Source organism: Sphaerisporangium cinnabarinum (assembly GCF_055567015.1).
Genome location: NZ_JBVHRG010000001.1, coordinates 151,174 through 167,730, shown reverse-complemented (window position 1 = coordinate 167,730; position 16,557 = coordinate 151,174). Strand labels below are relative to the sequence as shown.

The window sequence follows — 16,557 nt, the reverse complement described above, 5'->3', positions numbered from 1 at the left end:
ACCCTAGCGCGAGGTGTCCGCGCCCTCGGCCCGGGACCGCTGCGACGCGGCGGCCGGGGCGGTCCGGCGCTCCGGGTACCGGCCGATCGCGGGGCCGGTGGGCAGGAGCCGGTCGAGCCCGACGATCACGAGCCCGAGCACGAGGAAGCCCGCCCCGTAGAGCACGACGTTGACGAGCAGCCCCGTCCACCCGAGCGCGTCGAGGTCGACGAACCCGTACGGGTACTCGCTGCCGGGGCTGACGAACCCGCGGATCGTCGTGAACGCGAAGTAGGCGAGCGGGTACAGGAGCCAGCGCGCGGCGTCGAGGCCGCGCAGGCGTCGGTGCGCGTCGAGCAGGAGGAAGTCGGCGACCACGGCGAGCGGGAGCACCTCGTGCTCGATCTGGCCGTCGGTGAGCCCGAGGAAGACGGCGGGGGCGCCCGGGTCCTCGGGCGCGAGCACGAGCCACGACACGAGGCCGGTGATCGCGGTGAACAGCGTCACGCCGCCCTTCAGCCACCCCGGCGGCTGCCGGCGGCGCAGGAGGGACGCGCCGCCCGCCCAGGCGAAGACGACCGCGACGAGGAAGCCCGTCTGGTTCGTGAAGTAGACGAGGCCCTCGACGTCCCCGTCGCGCCAGATCGCGCGCGTCCCGACGAGGGCGAGGACGACGAGGAACAGCCGGAACAGTCCGACGACGACGTGCATGCGGGCTCCTTCGCGCGCGGTGTGGCTCCGGTCGAGAGCCTAGTCCCCGGGACCGGGGCACGACCGCCGTCGGGCGTCGTCGCGCGCGTCGAGGTCCGGGCACGCCGAAGGGCCGTGCACGAGGCACGGCCCTCCGGTGGAGATCGTCACCCGCGCCGGCGCGGGGCGCCGGGCGGGTGGGCGATCAGAGCGCCTGGATGTTCGTCGCCTGCGGGCCCTTGGGGCCCTGCGTGACGTCGTAGGAGACGCTCTGGTTCTCCTCGAGCGAGCGGTAGCCGCTCGACTGGATCTCGCTGTAGTGGGCGAACACGTCCGCGGTGCCGTCGGACGGGGCGATGAAGCCGAAGCCCTTCTCCGCGTTGAACCACTTCACGGTGCCTGTAGCCATGATGTCTTCTCTCGTTGAGACGACCGGCCCGCGTGCGCGGGTCCGGGTGCCGCGCCCCGCAGGGCGCCGACGGTTGTGGGGGCGGTCGCGGCGGGAGCCCGCCGGGCGACCGGGCGGGGCGACCAGGTGGCGCCTCGCGTGCTCCAGGGCGGCGACGACGGTCACGGGCCGCGTGAAGCGGTCGTGGACGTGGAAGCCGTCCGGGCGTCGGGTGACCATCCCGGCGTACTCGCCGTCGGCCGTCGCGACCCACAGGTCGTCGTCGGCGCGGCGCAGCACGAGGTCTGGTCCGGGCGTGCCCGCGTCCGCAGGTGCGGTCGCCGGGCGGTCGAGGATGGTGGAAGAAGTGATGTGTCTCTGCTCTCGCTCCGCGCTCGTGGGGCGGAGATCGTCGTCGGCAGCGTCTGCTGCCGGGCGCCGCGGTCGTGCTTCGATGCCGAGGACCGAAGATCGTCGCGGGACCCTGCCCGCGACCTGACGCAGCCCTCAGGCTACACGACGGCGCGGACGAGTGGTCGCCCCGGGCGATGATGGGGGCATGACGACCTCATCCAGCCCTGCCCGGACCGCCCCCCGCACCGCGCGTCGCAGCGTCGCCGTCGTGAACGGCTACGTCGTGCCCGTCGCGTCCGACCCGATCGAGAACGGGACCGTCCTCGTCGAGGACGGGGTCATCACCGCGGTCGGCGCGGACGTCGTCGTGCCCGACGGCGTCCCGACCCTCGACGCGCGCGGCCGCTGGGTGCTGCCCGGCTTCGTCGAGGCGCACGCCCACATGGGCGTGATGGAGGAGGCCGAGGGCTGGGCCGGCAACGACACGAACGAGATGACCGACCCGAACGGCGCGGCGCTGCGCGCGATCGACGCGATCAACGTCGAGGACGAGGGCTTCCGCGACGCGCTGGTCGGGGGCGTGACGAGCGCCGTCGTGAAGCCGGGCTCCGGCAACCCCATCGGCGGGCAGACCGTCGCGATCAAGACGTGGGGCGGCCGCACCGTCGACGAGCAGGTGATCCGCGAGGCGGTCTCCGTGAAGTCGGCGCTCGGCGAGAACCCCAAGCGCGTCTACGGGGACCAGAAGAAGACGCCCTCGACGCGCCTCGGCGTCGCGAAGGTCATCCGCGCCGCGTTCGTCGACGCGCAGAACTACGCGGCCCGGCGTGACGCGGCCGAGGCGAAGGGCGAGCCCTTCGACCGCGACCTCGCGAAGGAGACCCTCGCGCGCGTCCTCGCGGGCGAGCTGTACTGGGACCAGCACACGCACCGCGCCGACGACATCGCGACCGCGCTGCGCCTCGCGGACGAGTTCGGCTACCGGCTCGTGGTGAACCACGGGACCGACGGCGCGGCCGTCGCGGACGTGCTCGCCGAGCGCGACGTGCCGGTGATCTTCGGGCCGCTGTTCACCTCGCGCTCGAAGATCGAGCTGCGCAACCGCGACATCGCGAACCTCGGGGCGCTCGCCCGCGCGGGCGTGCGCGTCGCGATCACGACCGACCACCCCGTCGTGCCGATCAACTTCCTCGTGCACCAGGCGTCGCTCGCGGTCAAGGAGGGCCTCGACCGGGACACCGCCCTGCGCGCCCTCACGGTGAACCCCGCGGCCTTCCTCGGTCTCGACGACCGCGTCGGAGCGCTCGCGCCGGGCCTCGACGGGGACGTCGTCGTGTGGTCGGGCGACCCGCTCGACGTGACGTCGCGCGCGGAGCACGTGCTCATCACCGGCACCGAGGTCTACACCTGGGACGCGACGGCGGCCGACGGGCGCGGCGCGGGCCGCGTCGTCGAGCGCGGCGAGCGCTTCAGGGCCTGACGCCGACGTCGACCCATCCCGCTCGCCCGCCACGCGCGGCGTCGCTAGCGTTCCCCCGAGGGCCGTCGCGCCCGCCGAGGGGGACGTCATGGCTCGGACCACCACCCCGCAGCACCCGGCCCGCCCCGGCGCGGGGACCATCACCGCGACGTCGCTCGTCATGCTCAACGTCGCCGCGGTCGTCAGCCTGCGCGGCCTGCCCGCGGAGGCGGAGTACGGGCTCTCCTCCGCGTTCTACTACCTCCTCGCGGCCGTGTGCTTCCTCGCTCCCGTCGCCGTCGTCGCGGCCGAGCTCGCGTCCACGTGGCCCGAGGAGGGCGGCATGTTCCGCTGGGTCGGCGAGGCGTTCGGGAGCCGGTGGGGGTTCCTCGCGATCGCGATGGTCTTCGTCGAGGGCTGCATCTGGTTCCCGACCGTCCTCACGTTCGCCGCCGTCACGCTCGCCTACACCGGGCCCGACGCGCGGTTCGACCAACGCGTCGCCGACGACCGGCTCTTCGTCCTCGCGGTCGTGCTCGTCGTGTTCTGGGCCGCGACGCTCATCGCCCTGCGCGGCGCGTCCGCGTTCGCCCGGACCGCGCGCTGGGGCGGGATCGTCGGGACGCTCGTCCCCGCCGCGCTGCTCGTGGGGCTCGGCGCCGCCTACCTCCTCAGCGGCGAGCCGTCCCGGACCACGCTCTCGTGGGGCGCGTTCGTGCCCGACCTCACGCGCCTCGACAACATCGTGCTCGCCGCCGGGATCTTCCTGTTCTACGCGGGCATCGAGGTCAACGCGGTCCACGTGCGCTCGATCCGGCGGCCGGAGCGCACCTACCCGCTCGCGATCCTCGTCGCCGCGCTCGTGGCCGTCGTCGTGCTGACGCTCGGCACGCTGACGATCGCGGTCGTCGTGCCGCAGCAGGACATCAGCCTCACGACGAGCCTGCTCCAGGCGTTCGACCACCTGCTCGCCTGGGCGGGCATCGGCTGGGCCGGGCCGGTCGTCGCGGCGATGCTCGCGGTCGGCGTCCTCGCCGGTGTGACGACGTGGGTCGCTGGACCTGCCACCGGCCTGCACGCCGTCGCGCGGGCGGGCTTCCTCCCGCGGTGGTTCCACCGGACCAACGACCGCGGCATGGCGACGAACATCCTCCTCGTCCAGGCGCTGGTCGTGACCGTGCTGTCCGTCCTGTTCGTCGTCATGCCCTCCGTGCAGTCCGCGTACCAGCTGCTCAGCCAGCTCACGGTGATCCTCTACCTCGTGGCGTACCTCCTGATGTTCGCCGCGGTCGTCGTGCTGCGCCGCACGCAGCCCGACCGGCCGCGCCCCTACCGGGTGCCGGGAGGCCGCGTCGGGGTCTGGGCGGTCGGCGGGCTCGGGTTCGTCGCGTCGCTGCTCGCGCTCGTCACGAGCCTCGCCCCGCCCGGCCAGGTCGCGGTCGGCAGCCCGACGACGTACGTCGTGCTGCTCGTCGCGCTCGCCGCCCTCTTCGTGGCCCTCCCGCTGCTCCTCTACCGCGCCCGCACCCCCGCCTGGCGGGACGGCTCGTCGTCCTTCGCGCCCTTCACCTGGCAGTCCGCGGACGCCGCCCCTCGCCAGAGCGGTCCGGGCCCGCCGGGATGACGGGTGCGGTTCCCGTGGCGCGAACCCGCGCGGCGGCGGACCATCGGAACATGCCTACCCGACCCGCTCCCCGCCCTCGCAGCGCCGCGACCGGCCCGGTCGTCGGTCTCGTCGTCCTCGTCGGGGCGCTCGCCGCCTGCTCCGGCCCCGGCCCGGGCGACAAGGACGTCGAGTACGACTCGCTCGACGCGCTCCACCGCGCCGCCACGACCGCGGGCCTCACGTGCCTGTCGTTCACGACCGAGAGCACGGACACCGACGACGTCGAGCTGGGCGCGTGCGACGACACGACGCTCCTCGCCGTCTTCGCCGACGGGATCGCCGAGGACGAGTTCCTGACGTTCCTGCCGCGCCAGCCCACCGAGGAGGGGGAGGCCGCCCTCGCCGGGCCGAACTGGGTCGTCCTCGGCGACACCGGCGATCTGCTCGAGACCCAGGCGGGCATCGGCGGGCAGTTCCTCACCGACGAGTGACGCGGCGTCAGCCGCCGCCCGGGCCCGCCATCTGCCGCTGCGCGAACACCAGCCCGTACGGGAGCGCGGTCGCGGCCATGGCCCACGTGTGCGCCTGGCCGGGCTCCTCGCGGAGCTCGACGGTCTGGCCCTGGTCCTCGAGGTCCTGCGCCATCCGGCGCACCGTCGTGAGCGCCTCCTGCGGCGCGTCCGCGCCCGAGTCGAGGAAGACCGGCATCGGGTGCGTGAACGTCATGGTGGGCAGGTAGGTCGTCGGGGTGTTCGCGTCGATCTCCGCCTGCGTCGAGAGCATCGTCCGCTCGGGACCGGGTCCAGGGTTCCCGTAGGGCTCGATCGCGAGGATCGTCCCGTACCGGTCGAGGTTCCGCAGACCCACGTTGAGCGCGCAGAACCCGCCCGACGACATGCCGCCGATCACGCGGTGCTCGCGGTCCGCGAGCGTCGGGTACGTCGCGTCGACGGTGTCCACGACGGTCGTCGTCAGGTACGTCTCGACCTGCTCGCCGCCCGTCGTCGAGTCGAGGCACTCGGTGTCCAGCCCGCCCGGCCCCGTGCCGTTGACCGTGGGCGCGACGACGATCATCGGGTCGACGAGCCCGCGCCGGACGAGCACGTCCATCGTGCGCGGCACCCGTCCGGCGGCGAACCAGCTGCTCGGGTCGTCGGGCGACCCGTGGATGAGGTACACGACCGGGTACCGGGTCGAGCCGTCGGGGTCGAACCCCGGCGGGAGGTACACCCAGGCGTCCTCGTCCGCGATCTGCTCCGCCGCCGTCCCCGGGATCGGGAGCGTCCGCACCTGGCCCCGGTACGCGCCGCCCGGCGCGTCGGCCGACAGGTCGGCCAGACCCAGCGCGACGAGCTGCACCCGGGCGGCCCCCCACGTCGGGACGTATCCGGAGTAGGCGTTGGCACCGACCGCCAGCCCCAGCACGAACGACAGCGCACCGAGCGTCGCGAGAGCCGCCGTCGCGACGCGCGAGCGCCGCCGCCGCCGCGCCTCCTCGCCCCGGGCCTGCCGCTCGCGGAGCGCCCGGGCCCTGCGCCGCGCGCGGACCACGGCCCACGCCACCGTTCCCGCCCCGAGCACCGCGAGCACGACGGCGAGCGGGTAGCTCATGAGGTACGTCTCGGCGGGCTGCAGCTCGCGCAGGACGGCCGCGGGCAGGGCCGGGTCGGTGTCGGGGACGGGGAGGCCGGCCGCCACGGTCAGGACCGGCGCTGGGGCTTCACGAACGGGAAGGCGAGCGTCTCGCGGATCGACGCCCCGATGATCGTCATGTAGATGCGGTCGACGCCGAGCCCGAGACCGCCGGTCGGCGGCATGGCGAACTCGAGCGCCGAGAGGAAGTCCTCGTCGATCTCCATGGCCTCCGGGTCGCCCGCCGCCGCGAGGAGGGACTGCTGCGTGAACCGCTCGCGCTGGTCGATCGGGTCGATGAGCTCCGAGTACGCCGTGCCGAGCTCGGCACCGAACGCGACGAGGTCCCACCGCTCCGCGAGGCGCGGGTCGTGACGGTGCACGCGCGTGAGGGGCGACGTCTCGACCGGGAAGTCGGTGTAGAACGTCGGCTCGACGGTCTGGCCCTCGACGAGACGGTCGTACATCTCGTTGACCACCGCGCCGTGCGTCTCGTCCTCGCCCACCTCGATACCGAGCCGCGCGCACAGGGCGTGCAGCTCCGCGTCGGGGGTGTCCGGGGTGACCTCGGCTCCGACGGTGCGCGAGACCGCGTCGTGCACGGTGACCACCGGCCACTCGCCGTCGAGCCGGACCTCGGTGCCGTCGGGCCGGCGCGACACGGCGTCGCCGTGCACCGCGACCGCCGCCGCGACGACGAGCTCGCGCGTGAGGTGGCGCATCGTCGTGTAGTCGCCGAACGCCTGGTACGCCTCGAGCGACGTGAACTCCGGGTTGTGCGTCGCGTCGGCGCCCTCGTTGCGGAAGTTGCGGCCCAGCTCGAAGACGCGCTCGATCCCGCCGATCGCGAGCTGCTTGAGGAACAGCTCGGGGGCGATGCGCAGGTACAGGTCCATGTCGTAGGCGTTGATGTGCGTGCGGAACGGGCGCGCGTTGGCGCCCCCGTGCACGCGCTGCAGGATCGGCGTCTCGACCTCGATGAACCCGCGCTCGACGAGCGACGAGCGCAGCGCGTGCACGGCGGCGGAGCGACCGCGGAGCGTCACGGACGACCGCGTGTCGAGCGCGAGGTCGACGTGGCGCAGGCGCATGCGCGTCTCCGGGTCGGCGAGCCCGCGGAACTTGTCCGGCGGCGCCTTGAGCGACTTCGACGCCATGACCCACGACACCGCGTGCACGGACAGCTCCCCCGTCCGGCTGCGCGCGACGGTCCCCGTGACGCTCACCTGGTCCGCGAGGTCCACGACGCGCCGCCAGAGCGCGAGGTCGGCGGCGCCGTCGGCCGTGAGCATCACCTGGCGCTCGCGGTTCTCCTCGCGCAGGACGGCGAACACCACGCCCCCGAGGTCGCGGAGCCGCACGACGCGCCCCGAGACGGACACGTCGTGCCCGAGCAGCAGCTCGTCGACGTCGGCGAGCCGGTGCGTGCGCGGCACGGCCACGGGGTACGCGGGCATGCCCGCCGCCGCCAGCACGTCGAGCTTCGCCCGGCGGGCGCGCTCCTGGTCGGTGAGCCGGCGGGTCGGGACGTCGAGCGCGAGGAGCTCGTCCTCCTGCTCGCGCACGGCCGAGCCCAGGACGGCGTCGGCCGTCGCGACCTGCTGGTTCCCGGTCCCGCCGCGCGCGCCGGGCCACTGCGGCACGAAGCCCTCGGCCTGCCCCGCCGCGAGCGACACGGACGTGAGCTGGGCGGGGGCGGCGTAGCAGAGGTAGCGCGCGCGCCAGCGGGGCTCGTACTTCTGGTTCGAGCGGTACAGCTGGTCGAGCTGCCACCAGCGCGACGCCACGAGGACGAGGCGGCGCACGAAGCGCTGGAAAGGGCTCGCCGCGACCGACTCGCCCTGCTCGATCAGGCCCCGGAACATCGCGAAGTTGAGCGAGACCCGGTCGATCGCCATGCCCGCGCCCTCGCTCGCGAGCGTCGAGATCATGAGCTCCGTGACGCCCGGGACCGCGTCCGGGGACCGGCGCATGTAGTCGAGCGAGACGCCCTTGCGCCCCCACGGGACGAACGTGAGCAGGCCGCGGGGCTCACCGTCGCGGTCGTGCGCGGTGACGACGAGCACGCGCGGGTCGCGCGGGCTCCCGAGTCGCTCGAGGGCCATCGAGAAGCCGCGCTCGTCCTCGCCGTGCCGCCAGGCGTCGGCGGCCTGCGCCAGCGCCGCGAGCTCGTCGGCCGGGATCTCGCGCTGGCGCCGCAGCCGCACGGTGTACCCCTCGCGCTGCGGCCGCGCGACGGCGTGGCGCACGGACCGCATCGACGGGGACGCGAGGTCGAAGGAACGCGTCTCGACGATCGCCTCGTCCCCCATCGTGAGGACCGCGAGCCCGGCGTCGCGGTAGGCGCGCGCGCCCTTCTCGCTCGCGGAGAGCACGCCCGGCGCCCACCCGTGGCGCCGCGCGTACGCGAGCGTGCGCTCGATCGCGTCGGGCCACGACGCCGGGTCCCCGAGCGGGTCGCCCGCCGCGAGCAGCGCCCCGCTCACCACGCGGTACGACACGGCGGCGCGGCCGTCGCCGGAGAAGATGGCGTCGCGGTCGTCGCGCGTCGCGAAGTACTCCAGCGAGTCGTCGCTCGGGTGCTCCAGGAGCAGACGGCGCACCGCGAGCTCCTCGTCCGGGGAGCGCGCGGCGTCGCGCGGGCCGGTCCGCAGGAACACGAGCACCGCGAGCAGCAGCGCGGCGCCCGCGAGCAGGCCGCCGACGAGCGCGAGCCAGCCCGGCGCGACGCCGTCGATCGCGAACGGCTCCTCGTGGGGGGACAGCCCGACCGAGACGCTCAGCGCCCACCCGAGCCGCGCCGACTGGTCGGCGAGGCTCGACGGCACGACCTGGAGCAGCGCCCACACGACCCCGGTGGCGACCGCCAGCCCGAGCACGAGGACGAGGCCCGCCGACCACCACGCCCCCCGGGCGATGCGCGCGGGGAACGCGCGGCGCGCGGCGACGAGCACCACGACGAGGACGAGGCCGAAGACGCCGCCCGCGTACGCCGTCCAGTGCACGCCGTCGAGCACGCCCGCCGCGGGGTCGACCCGGTCGAGCACGACCGCGAGCAGCATGACGAGAGCGGACGGGAGCTGCCACACCAGGACGACGAACCACAGCGCCGCCCGCTGCCGGCGCAGGAAGCCGCTCGCGACGAGCCCGACCACGACCGCGGAGAACAGCGACGGGTACGACGGGACGTTCGTGACCGACAGGACCTCGGCGACCGGGCGCTCGGCGTGGTGCGCGACGGGGCGCAGGATCAGCGCCACGAGGAGCCACACCGCGTAGACCTGGAGGATGCGGCCGCCCCAGCGCGCGACCGTCTCGGCCCAGGGCGACGCGACGGCGGGCGGCGCTGGGGTGCGCCGTCCGCCGTCCGGGGTGGGCGTCTCGCGCCCGACGGTGGTGGTACCCGTCACGTGGTCTCCTCGGGGTCGTGCAGGGTGCGGGCGGGCGCCGGCGCGGGCTGCGCCGGCGGGTTGACGAGGACGTCGTCGGCGGTCTGCCGCTCCGCCGCGGTACGACGGTCCCACGCGGGCCGCCGCAGCGCGTAGAAGAGGAGCGGCGGGCCGCCGAGCACCACGACGACCCCGGCGACCACGATCGGGTAGGCGGTCTCGGACAGACCGCTGAAGCCGGACGGGCGGACGAACGCGAGCACGAACGCGGCCGCGCACGCGACGAACCCCAGCCCCGCGACGAACCGCATCGCGGGCGTGCGGTAGGTGCGGACGACGTCCGGCTTGGTGCGCCGCAGCCGGATCGCCGCGGCGAACATGAGCATGTACATCACGAGGTAGAGCGCCGCCGCCATGTCCACCAGCGCGATGAACGCGGTGTTGCCGTTCGGCACGAGCACGAAGAGCAGCGCGAGCAGCGTGACGATCCCGCCCTGCACCGCGAGGATGCCGACCTGGACGCCCGCCTTGTTGCGGCGCTGGAGCGCGGGCGGCAGCAGACCGGTCCGGGCCGCGGCGAGCAGGCCGCGCGACGGCCCGGCGATCCACGTGACGACCGACGCGAACGCTCCGAGAGCGATGAGGAGCGAGATGACCGGGGTGCCCCAGCTCATGCCCCAGTGGTCGAAGAACGCCTTGAACGCGAGGTTGATGCCGTCGGTCACGCCGAGCGCGGACTTCGGGACGGCCACGGAGATCGCGAGCGTCGGGAGGATGAAGACACCGAGGATCAGCACGGTCGCGATGGCGATCGAGCGCGGGAAGCCGCGCCCGGGGTTGCGCAGGTCGTTCGCGTGCACCGCGTTGACCTCCATGCCCGCGTACGCGAGCACGTTCGAGACGATGAGCACGATCGACGCGATCCCGGTCCACGGCGGGATGACGGCGGACGCCTCGAGCGTCGTCTCCGAGCGTTCGCCGGTGCCGAGCCAGACCGCGCCGAGCACGATGAGCAGGACGGCGGGCAGGATCGTGCCGAAGATGCCGCTCCACGACCCGACCTTGGCGAACAGGTTCCCGCCGGCGAGCGTGATGAGCGTCGACCCCCAGTACAGGACGAGGATCACGACGGCCGTGTAGAGGCCGTTCTGCGTGAGACCGGGGTCGCCCACGACGAACGACAGGCTCGCCGCGATGAACGCGATCTGCGTCGGGTACCAGACGACGTTCTGGATCCACTGGAGCCAGATCGCGACGAACCCGGCCCGCTCGCCGAACGCCTCGCGCACCCACGTGAAGACGCCGCCCTTCCAGCCGGTCGCGAGCTCGGCCGCGACGAGCGCCGTCGGGACGAGGAAGAGGATGGCCGGGACGATGAAGAGCGTCACCGAGCCGAGCCCGTACGACGCCATCGCCGGCAGCGAGCGCAGCGACGCGACCACCACCACGGTGAGCATCGCGAGCTGCACGACCGACATGAACGTCGTCGCGCCCGCGGCGGGCGCCCCGATGGCGGGCCCCGTGTGGCCCGGCGGCTGCCGGGAGCCGGGCGACCCGTACGGGTGCGGCCGGACGTGCGCCGCCGTCGGCGCGTGCGTGCCGTCGGCCCGGACGTGAGGTCCCGAGCCGCCGGGCGGATCCTGTGCTGCCCCCTGTGCCATGGTCCGTCCTTCCCGCGGTCGCCCGGGTCAGTGGTGGAAGTTGGAGCGCTGGCCCTCGGTCGGCATCGGGCCGGTGAGGGCGTCGAGGAGCGCGACCTCGTCGCGCAGGTCCGCGAGGAACGCGGACGCCAGGTCGTGGCTGAAGCCGTTGCGCACGACGACGCGCTGGACGGTGAGGTCCGTGAGGTCGTCGGGCATGGGGTACGCGGGCACGAGCCAGCCCTTGGTACGCAGCCGCTCCGACAGGTGGTAGAGGTCCCAGTTCTTCGTGTGGCCCTCGCGCAGGCGCCACGCGAACACGGGGATGTCCGAGCCGTCGTTCCACAGCTCGAACGCCGGCATCTTCGCGATCTCGCCGGACAGGTAGAGCGCGACGTCGCGCGACGTGCGCTGCACGGCCTCGTATCCGGTGCGACCGAGGCGCAGGAAGAGGTAGTACTGGAGGAGCACCTGCGCGCCTGGGCGCGAGAAGTTGAGGGCGAACGTCGGCATGTCCCCGCCGAGGTAGCTCACGCGGAACACGAGATCCTCCGGCAGCGACTCCGTGTCGCGCCAGACGACCCATCCGAGGCCCGGGTAGACGAGGCCGTACTTGTGTCCCGAGGTGTTGATCGACGCGACGCGGGGGACGCGGAAGTCCCACTCGAGGTCCGGCTGGAGGAACGGGGCGATCATCGCGCCCGACGCGCCGTCGACGTGGATGGGCACGTCCAGGCCGGTGGACTCCTGGATCCGGTCGAGGGCGGCCGCGATCTGCGTGACCGGCTCGTACATGCCCGTGTAGGTCACGCCCATGATGGCGACGACGCCGATCGTGTTCTCGTCCACGTACGTCTCGAGGTCGTGGCCGTCGAGGACCTTGTGGTCCTCGGAGATCGGGACGTAGCGCGCCTCGACCTCGAAGTAGTTGCAGAACTTCTCCCAGCACACCTGGACCGCGCTCGAGAGCACGAGGTTCGGGCGGTCGGTCGGCTTGCCGGCGGCGCGGCGCGCGTGCTGCCAGCGCCGCTTGAGGGCGAGACCGCCGAGCATGCACGCCTCGGACGAGCCGATGGTCGACGTCCCGATGGTGTGCTCCGGGTCGGGCGCGTGCCACAGGTCGGCGAGCATCGTCCAGCACCGCGTCTCGACGGCCGCCGTCTGCGGGTACTCGTCCTTGTCGATCATGTTCTTGTCGGCGGCCTCGAGGTACAGCCGCGCGGCGTGCTCGTCCATCCACGTGCCGACGAACGTCGCGAGGTTGAGCCGCGCGTTCCCGTCGAGCATCGCCTCGTCGTGGACGATCTGGTACGCAGTCTCCTGGAGGGACTCGTCCTCGGGGAAGCGGAACTTGGGCAGCGCCGTCGCCTCCCCGGGTCTGGCGAAGACCGGGTTGAGCTCGACGACGTCGGGTTCTCCGGTGTGCCTCTCGGCCCGGCGCGTGTTCGTGACCATGTCCGCCCCCTCGGGTTGGTGTGGCCGCGGACCTGCGGCCGCTCTCCCGACGGTACGACCGCGGTCCCGGGACCGCCTCTGGGCGGGTGAGATAGACAACACCTGTTGCTTAAGTGATTGCCTCGGCGTAGCGTCGAAGACGACACAGCGCACGGCACGACGCGGAGGAGGTGGCCGTGGACAAGCGCACCGCCCGCACCGCCGCCGCCCTGCGGACCGCGATCCTCGCGCTCGCCGCGGAGCAGGACGTCACCCGGCTCACGGTGTCCGCCGTCGCGGCCCGCGCAGGGATCAACCGCGTGACGTTCTACGACCACGCGTCGAGCCCGTCCGAGCTCCTCGCGCGCGTGCTCGGCGCCGAGCTCGACGCGATCCGCGACCGGTTCTTCGCCGACGTCCGGGCCGCCGAGACGGCCGACGACGTCGCCGCCCGCTCCCGCGAGGTCGTCGACCGCTGGAGCCGCGCGCTCGTCGTGCACGTCGAGGCCCACCTCCCCGTCTACGAGCGCGCGCTGGAGGGCGGTCTCAGCGCGCCGCTGTTCCGGCTGCTCGCGAGCCACGTCACCGGCACGCTCGTCGAGCACCTGCACGCCCACCCGGGCCTCCTCCCGTCGGCTCCGGCCGGCACCGCGACGGGAGCCCCGGCCGGACCCACGACCACAGCGACGGCCGACGACGTCGCGGCGCTCGCGTTCGCGACGTACGTCGGCTTCGGCACGGTCGGCGCGCTCGAGGTGTGGCTCGCCACACCCGCTCCCCGTGACCCCGGCCTGTTCCCGCGGGTCGCCCGAGACGCCCTGCCGGCCTGGTGGACCACGCCGTCGCCCTGACGAGCCGTCCCCTCCGCCGGTCGACCGCGGTCCCCGGGCGGGCAGGTGCGCACCACCCGCGCGACGACGCCCCCGCTCACGAGGCGGGCCGACGCCGCCGTGCCCCGCAAGGAAAGGAGCCCCACCATGGGCAGCACTCCCGGAAGGGTGCAGAACAAGGTCGCGATCGTCACCGGCGGCACCGGCGGAATGGGCGTCACGAACGCGCGCGCCCTCGTCGCCGAGGGCGCGAAGGTCGTCGTCGCGGACCTCGACGACGCGAAGGGCGAGGCGCTGGCACGCGAGCTCGGCCCGGGCGCCCGCTACGTGCACCTCGACGTGACGAGCGAGGACGAGTGGGCGGCCGCCGTCGCGACCACGCTCGACGCGTTCGGGCGCGTCGACGTGCTCGTCAACAACGCGGGCATCGCCAACGGCGGTCCGATCACGGAGTTCGACGTCGCCGCGTGGCGCCGGATCATCGACATCAACCTCACCGGCACGTTCCTCGGCATCCGCGCGGTGTCGCCGATCATGGCGAAGGCCGGCGCGGGGTCGATCATCAACATCTCGTCGGTCGAGGGCATGCGCGGGAGCGCCGGCCTGCACGGCTACGTCGCCTCGAAGTTCGGCGTCCGCGGGCTGACGAAGTCCGTGGCGCTCGACCTCGGCCCGTACGGCGTGCGCGTCAACTCGGTGCACCCCGGGTTCATCTCGACACCCATGACCGCGTCGCTCAACCCGGACGACCTCCTCATCCCGCTCGGTCGCCCCGCGGCGCCCGAAGAGGTCTCGCGGATGATCGTCTTCCTCGCGAGCGACGAGGCGTCGTACTCGACGGGCTCGGAGTTCGTCGTGGACGGCGGCCTCATCGCCGGCGTCCCGTCGAAGAAGGGCCACGGCCAGCTCTGACCCGGCCACGGCGGGCCCGGTCGCGGCGGGCGGGGTCGCTCAGTGCACCGCGGCCGCGCACGCGACGCAGGTCCGCGCCGTCGGGCGTGCCTCCAGCCGCCCGGCGGCGATCTGCTGCCCGCACGCCGCGCAGACGCCGTAGGTCCCGGCGTCCAGCCGGGCGAGGGCGGCGTCGACCTCCTCGACCCGCGCGGCCGCGTCGCGCGCGAGCGCGTCCACCTGGGCGCGCTCGAACGCGATCGTCGCGCCGTCGGGGTCGTGCTCGTCGTCCGCGTTGGAGTCGCGCGACGCCTCGACGATGCCCGCGACCTCGGCGCGCAGCGCCCGCAGGCGCTCGGAGGCCTCCGCGCGCACGGCGAGCAGCCGCTCGCGCGCGAGGCGCGGGTCGAGCGGGTGGCCGGGGCCCTCGGGTGGTGTCGTCATCACCCTCCCCAACGCTCGGGACGGGGTGAAACCGTCCCGGACGGGCACTCCTGCCCATCACCGCGGCATGACAGCGGCGGTCCGCGATGGAAGAGTGGAACCGCCCGGCCACCCCGGGGCCACCGCGCGGACTCGCCCTCGCGGTGGGCGACCGACGGCGAGACCACGGGGGTCGGCATGAGCACGGTCGTCGTCTTCGAGGAGTTCGGCGGGCCCGAGGGCCTGCGGGTCGACGACGAGGAGATCGGCGCTCCCGGCCCCGGCCAGGTGCGCGTCGCGAACCGCGTCGTCGGCGTCAACCCCGCGGACCTCAAGCGGCTCGCGGGCTCGTTCGGTGGCCGCGTCCCCGGCGTGCTGGGCTTCGAGGCGGCCGGCGTGGTCGACGCCGTCGGGCCCGACGTCCCGGACCTCGCCCCCGGCGACGAGGTCGTGTGGCACGGCACGGGGGCGCAGCGCGAGCTCTCGCTCGTCCGCGCCGACCACGTGCGGCGCAAGCCGTCGTCCGTCCCCCTCGACCAGGCCGCGGTGCTGCCCGTCGCCGCGGCGACCGCGTTCTCCGCGCTCGTGCAGGCCGACACGGGCGAGGGCGACGTCGTGCTCGTGCACGGCGCGAGCGGGGGCGTCGGGTCCGCGGCGGTGCAGATCGCGACCGCGCTCGGTGCGCGCGTCGTCGGGACGGCCTCGCCCGCGAACCACGACTACGTGCGCGACCTCGGCGCGACCCCGGTCGCGTACGGCCCGGGGCTCGTCGACGCGGTCCGCGCGCTGCCCGACGGCCTGGACAAGGTGAGCGTCGTCGTCGACCTCGTCGGCACGGAGGAGACCGTCGCCGCGACCGTCGCGCTGCTGGGCGAGCACCTCTCCCCCGCCGACGGCGACGAGCCGCCGAGCGCCGTGACCGTCGTCGGCACGGACGCCTCGCGCGCCGCGGGGATCGCCGACAAGGTCGACGCGAAGGGTGCCCTCGACGAGGTGCTCGCGCTCGCTGAGGACGGGCGGCTCCGGGCGGAGATCTCGGCCCGGTTCCCGCTCGCCGAGGCCGCGGAGGCGCTCCGCCTGGTCGCGGCGGGCCACGTGCGGGGGAAGGTCGTCCTCGACGTGGTGTGACGCGCCGCCTCGCTCGGTTGTGACGCTGAGCACAAGCTCGGCCCGCGAGCCGCGGGATTCCGCCGCTCCCGACCGCGCGCACCCCGAATCTCCTTGCGCCCCGCATGCGCCAGAGTGTGGAATCGTTAGCATGCGTAAGCTTCTTGCCGCCACCGCGGCGCTCTCCTGTGCCCTCCTGCTGGCGTCCTGCGCCTCGCCGACCGACCCGGCGAGCGACGACGCGGCGACCACCCCCGCGACCGAGACCACGACCGAGGCGGCCCCCGAGGTCACGCCGACCGTCGTCGCCGTCACCACGACGTGCAGCACCTTCTACGGGGGCGAGTACTCCGCCGAGCGCCTCGTCACCGAGACGACGCCGCTGCTCGCCACGCCCGACGACGAGGACGCCGCCGCCGCGATCTACACGACGCGCGAGCGCATCGCCGCGGTGCAGAACTTCGCCGACCCGGAGCTCCAGGAGAACCTCAACGGGATCAAGGCGCCCTTCGAGGCGGCCGTCCAGGGCGAGACCGTCAGCACGTCGAAGCTCCAGGCGTCGCTCGACGCGTTCCGCGCCCAGTGCGTCGAGGCCGGGTACGCGTTCGCGTCCTGACGCCACGCGCCGCGGTCCGGACGGCCCGTCCCTCGTCGAGGGGCGGGCCGTTCTCGCGTCCCGGGCCGCTCTCGCGCCCGGGCGCCGCTCTCGGTCCGGGCGCCCGGGCGCGCGGCGGG

General features: G+C 74.1%; 14 protein-coding genes. 7 read left to right on the top strand and 7 right to left on the bottom strand.

Features of this window, described 5'->3' with window-relative positions; all coding sequences use genetic code 11:
* Nucleotides 1-3 precede the first annotated feature (3 nt).
* The gene (locus ACZ4MO_RS00765; protein ID WP_499278575.1) at nucleotides 4-690 is read right to left on the bottom strand and encodes a Pr6Pr family membrane protein; all 687 of its coding nucleotides are present in this window, start codon (nucleotides 688-690) and stop codon (nucleotides 4-6) included.
* Between the two features lie 184 nt (nucleotides 691-874).
* The gene (locus tag ACZ4MO_RS00760; protein ID WP_108048261.1) at nucleotides 875-1,078 is read right to left on the bottom strand and encodes a cold-shock protein; all 204 of its coding nucleotides are present in this window, start codon (nucleotides 1,076-1,078) and stop codon (nucleotides 875-877) included.
* Between the two features lie 538 nt (nucleotides 1,079-1,616).
* Here ACZ4MO_RS00760 and ACZ4MO_RS00755 point away from each other — a divergent pair.
* From ACZ4MO_RS00755 to ACZ4MO_RS00745, 3 genes are all read left to right on the top strand, one after another.
* A complete protein-coding gene (locus ACZ4MO_RS00755; RefSeq protein WP_175008801.1) occupies nucleotides 1,617-2,891 on the top strand; it encodes an amidohydrolase family protein in 1,275 nt (424 codons plus the stop codon).
* Between the two features lie 88 nt (nucleotides 2,892-2,979).
* A complete protein-coding gene (gadC, locus tag ACZ4MO_RS00750; RefSeq protein ID WP_175008802.1) occupies nucleotides 2,980-4,494 on the top strand; it encodes a glutamine/gamma-aminobutyrate antiporter GadC in 1,515 nt (504 codons plus the stop codon).
* Between the two features lie 50 nt (nucleotides 4,495-4,544).
* On the top strand, nucleotides 4,545-4,967 hold the full coding sequence (locus tag ACZ4MO_RS00745) for a hypothetical protein (RefSeq protein WP_175008803.1): 423 nt from the start codon (nucleotides 4,545-4,547) through the stop codon (nucleotides 4,965-4,967).
* A gap of 7 nt (nucleotides 4,968-4,974) precedes the next feature.
* On the opposite strand, the gene ACZ4MO_RS00740 is transcribed toward ACZ4MO_RS00745, so the two are convergent.
* From ACZ4MO_RS00740 to gad, 4 genes are read right to left on the bottom strand one after another with little or no spacing between them, the layout of a single operon-like run.
* Entirely contained in the window at nucleotides 4,975-6,174 is a 1,200-nt protein-coding gene (locus tag ACZ4MO_RS00740) for an alpha/beta hydrolase-fold protein (protein ID WP_175008804.1), read from the bottom strand.
* 2 nt (nucleotides 6,175-6,176) lie between these two features.
* Nucleotides 6,177-9,518 (bottom strand): bifunctional lysylphosphatidylglycerol synthetase/lysine--tRNA ligase LysX, encoded by a 3,342-nt coding sequence (gene lysX, locus ACZ4MO_RS00735; protein ID WP_175008805.1) that lies wholly within the window; start codon nucleotides 9,516-9,518, stop codon nucleotides 6,177-6,179.
* Nucleotides 9,515-11,158 (bottom strand): glutamate/gamma-aminobutyrate antiporter GadC, encoded by a 1,644-nt coding sequence (gene gadC, locus ACZ4MO_RS00730; RefSeq protein WP_175008806.1) that lies wholly within the window; start codon nucleotides 11,156-11,158, stop codon nucleotides 9,515-9,517. Before gadC (ACZ4MO_RS00730) ends, lysX begins: the two co-directional genes overlap by 4 nt.
* A gap of 27 nt (nucleotides 11,159-11,185) precedes the next feature.
* Nucleotides 11,186-12,592 (bottom strand): glutamate decarboxylase, encoded by a 1,407-nt coding sequence (gad, locus tag ACZ4MO_RS00725; RefSeq protein ID WP_074804711.1) that lies wholly within the window; start codon nucleotides 12,590-12,592, stop codon nucleotides 11,186-11,188.
* A gap of 176 nt (nucleotides 12,593-12,768) precedes the next feature.
* Here gad and ACZ4MO_RS00720 point away from each other — a divergent pair, with 176 nt between their 5' ends.
* Together ACZ4MO_RS00720 and ACZ4MO_RS00715 are read left to right on the top strand one after the other, a co-directional pair.
* Nucleotides 12,769-13,422, top strand: coding sequence for a TetR family transcriptional regulator (locus tag ACZ4MO_RS00720; protein WP_186810417.1), 654 nt, complete (start codon nucleotides 12,769-12,771; stop codon nucleotides 13,420-13,422).
* A 126-nt stretch (nucleotides 13,423-13,548) separates the two neighbouring features.
* The gene (locus tag ACZ4MO_RS00715; RefSeq protein WP_175008808.1) at nucleotides 13,549-14,313 is read left to right on the top strand and encodes a glucose 1-dehydrogenase; all 765 of its coding nucleotides are present in this window, start codon (nucleotides 13,549-13,551) and stop codon (nucleotides 14,311-14,313) included.
* A gap of 39 nt (nucleotides 14,314-14,352) precedes the next feature.
* Here ACZ4MO_RS00715 and ACZ4MO_RS00710 read toward each other — a convergent pair whose 3' ends face one another.
* Nucleotides 14,353-14,736 (bottom strand): TraR/DksA C4-type zinc finger protein, encoded by a 384-nt coding sequence (locus tag ACZ4MO_RS00710; protein WP_175008809.1) that lies wholly within the window; start codon nucleotides 14,734-14,736, stop codon nucleotides 14,353-14,355.
* Between the two features lie 177 nt (nucleotides 14,737-14,913).
* Here ACZ4MO_RS00710 and ACZ4MO_RS00705 point away from each other — a divergent pair, with 177 nt between their 5' ends.
* Nucleotides 14,914-15,843 carry a zinc-binding dehydrogenase gene (locus tag ACZ4MO_RS00705; RefSeq protein ID WP_175008810.1) on the top strand — a complete coding sequence of 310 codons (930 nt, stop codon included), beginning with the start codon at nucleotides 14,914-14,916 and terminating at the stop codon, nucleotides 15,841-15,843.
* 130 nt (nucleotides 15,844-15,973) lie between these two features.
* Nucleotides 15,974-16,438, top strand: a complete 465-nt coding sequence (locus ACZ4MO_RS00700) for a hypothetical protein (protein WP_074804699.1) — start codon at nucleotides 15,974-15,976, stop codon at nucleotides 16,436-16,438.
* Nucleotides 16,439-16,557: the final 119 nt, after the last annotated feature.

Coding starts and splice junctions, on each gene's coding strand:
- gadC (WP_175008802.1), top strand. CDS start 2,980: ATGGCTCGGACCACCACCCCGCAGCACCCGGCCCGCCCCGGCGCGGGG.
- ACZ4MO_RS00755 (WP_175008801.1), top strand. CDS start 1,617: ATGACGACCTCATCCAGCCCTGCCCGGACCGCCCCCCGCACCGCGCGT.
- ACZ4MO_RS00745 (WP_175008803.1), top strand. CDS start 4,545: ATGCCTACCCGACCCGCTCCCCGCCCTCGCAGCGCCGCGACCGGCCCG.
- ACZ4MO_RS00705 (WP_175008810.1), top strand. CDS start 14,914: ATGAGCACGGTCGTCGTCTTCGAGGAGTTCGGCGGGCCCGAGGGCCTG.
- ACZ4MO_RS00710 (WP_175008809.1), bottom strand. CDS start 14,736: ATGACGACACCACCCGAGGGCCCCGGCCACCCGCTCGACCCGCGCCTC.
- gad (WP_074804711.1), bottom strand. CDS start 12,592: ATGGTCACGAACACGCGCCGGGCCGAGAGGCACACCGGAGAACCCGAC.
- ACZ4MO_RS00760 (WP_108048261.1), bottom strand. CDS start 1,078: ATGGCTACAGGCACCGTGAAGTGGTTCAACGCGGAGAAGGGCTTCGGC.
- ACZ4MO_RS00715 (WP_175008808.1), top strand. CDS start 13,549: ATGGGCAGCACTCCCGGAAGGGTGCAGAACAAGGTCGCGATCGTCACC.
- gadC (WP_175008806.1), bottom strand. CDS start 11,158: ATGGCACAGGGGGCAGCACAGGATCCGCCCGGCGGCTCGGGACCTCAC.
- ACZ4MO_RS00700 (WP_074804699.1), top strand. CDS start 15,974: ATGCGTAAGCTTCTTGCCGCCACCGCGGCGCTCTCCTGTGCCCTCCTG.
- ACZ4MO_RS00765 (WP_499278575.1), bottom strand. CDS start 690: ATGCACGTCGTCGTCGGACTGTTCCGGCTGTTCCTCGTCGTCCTCGCC.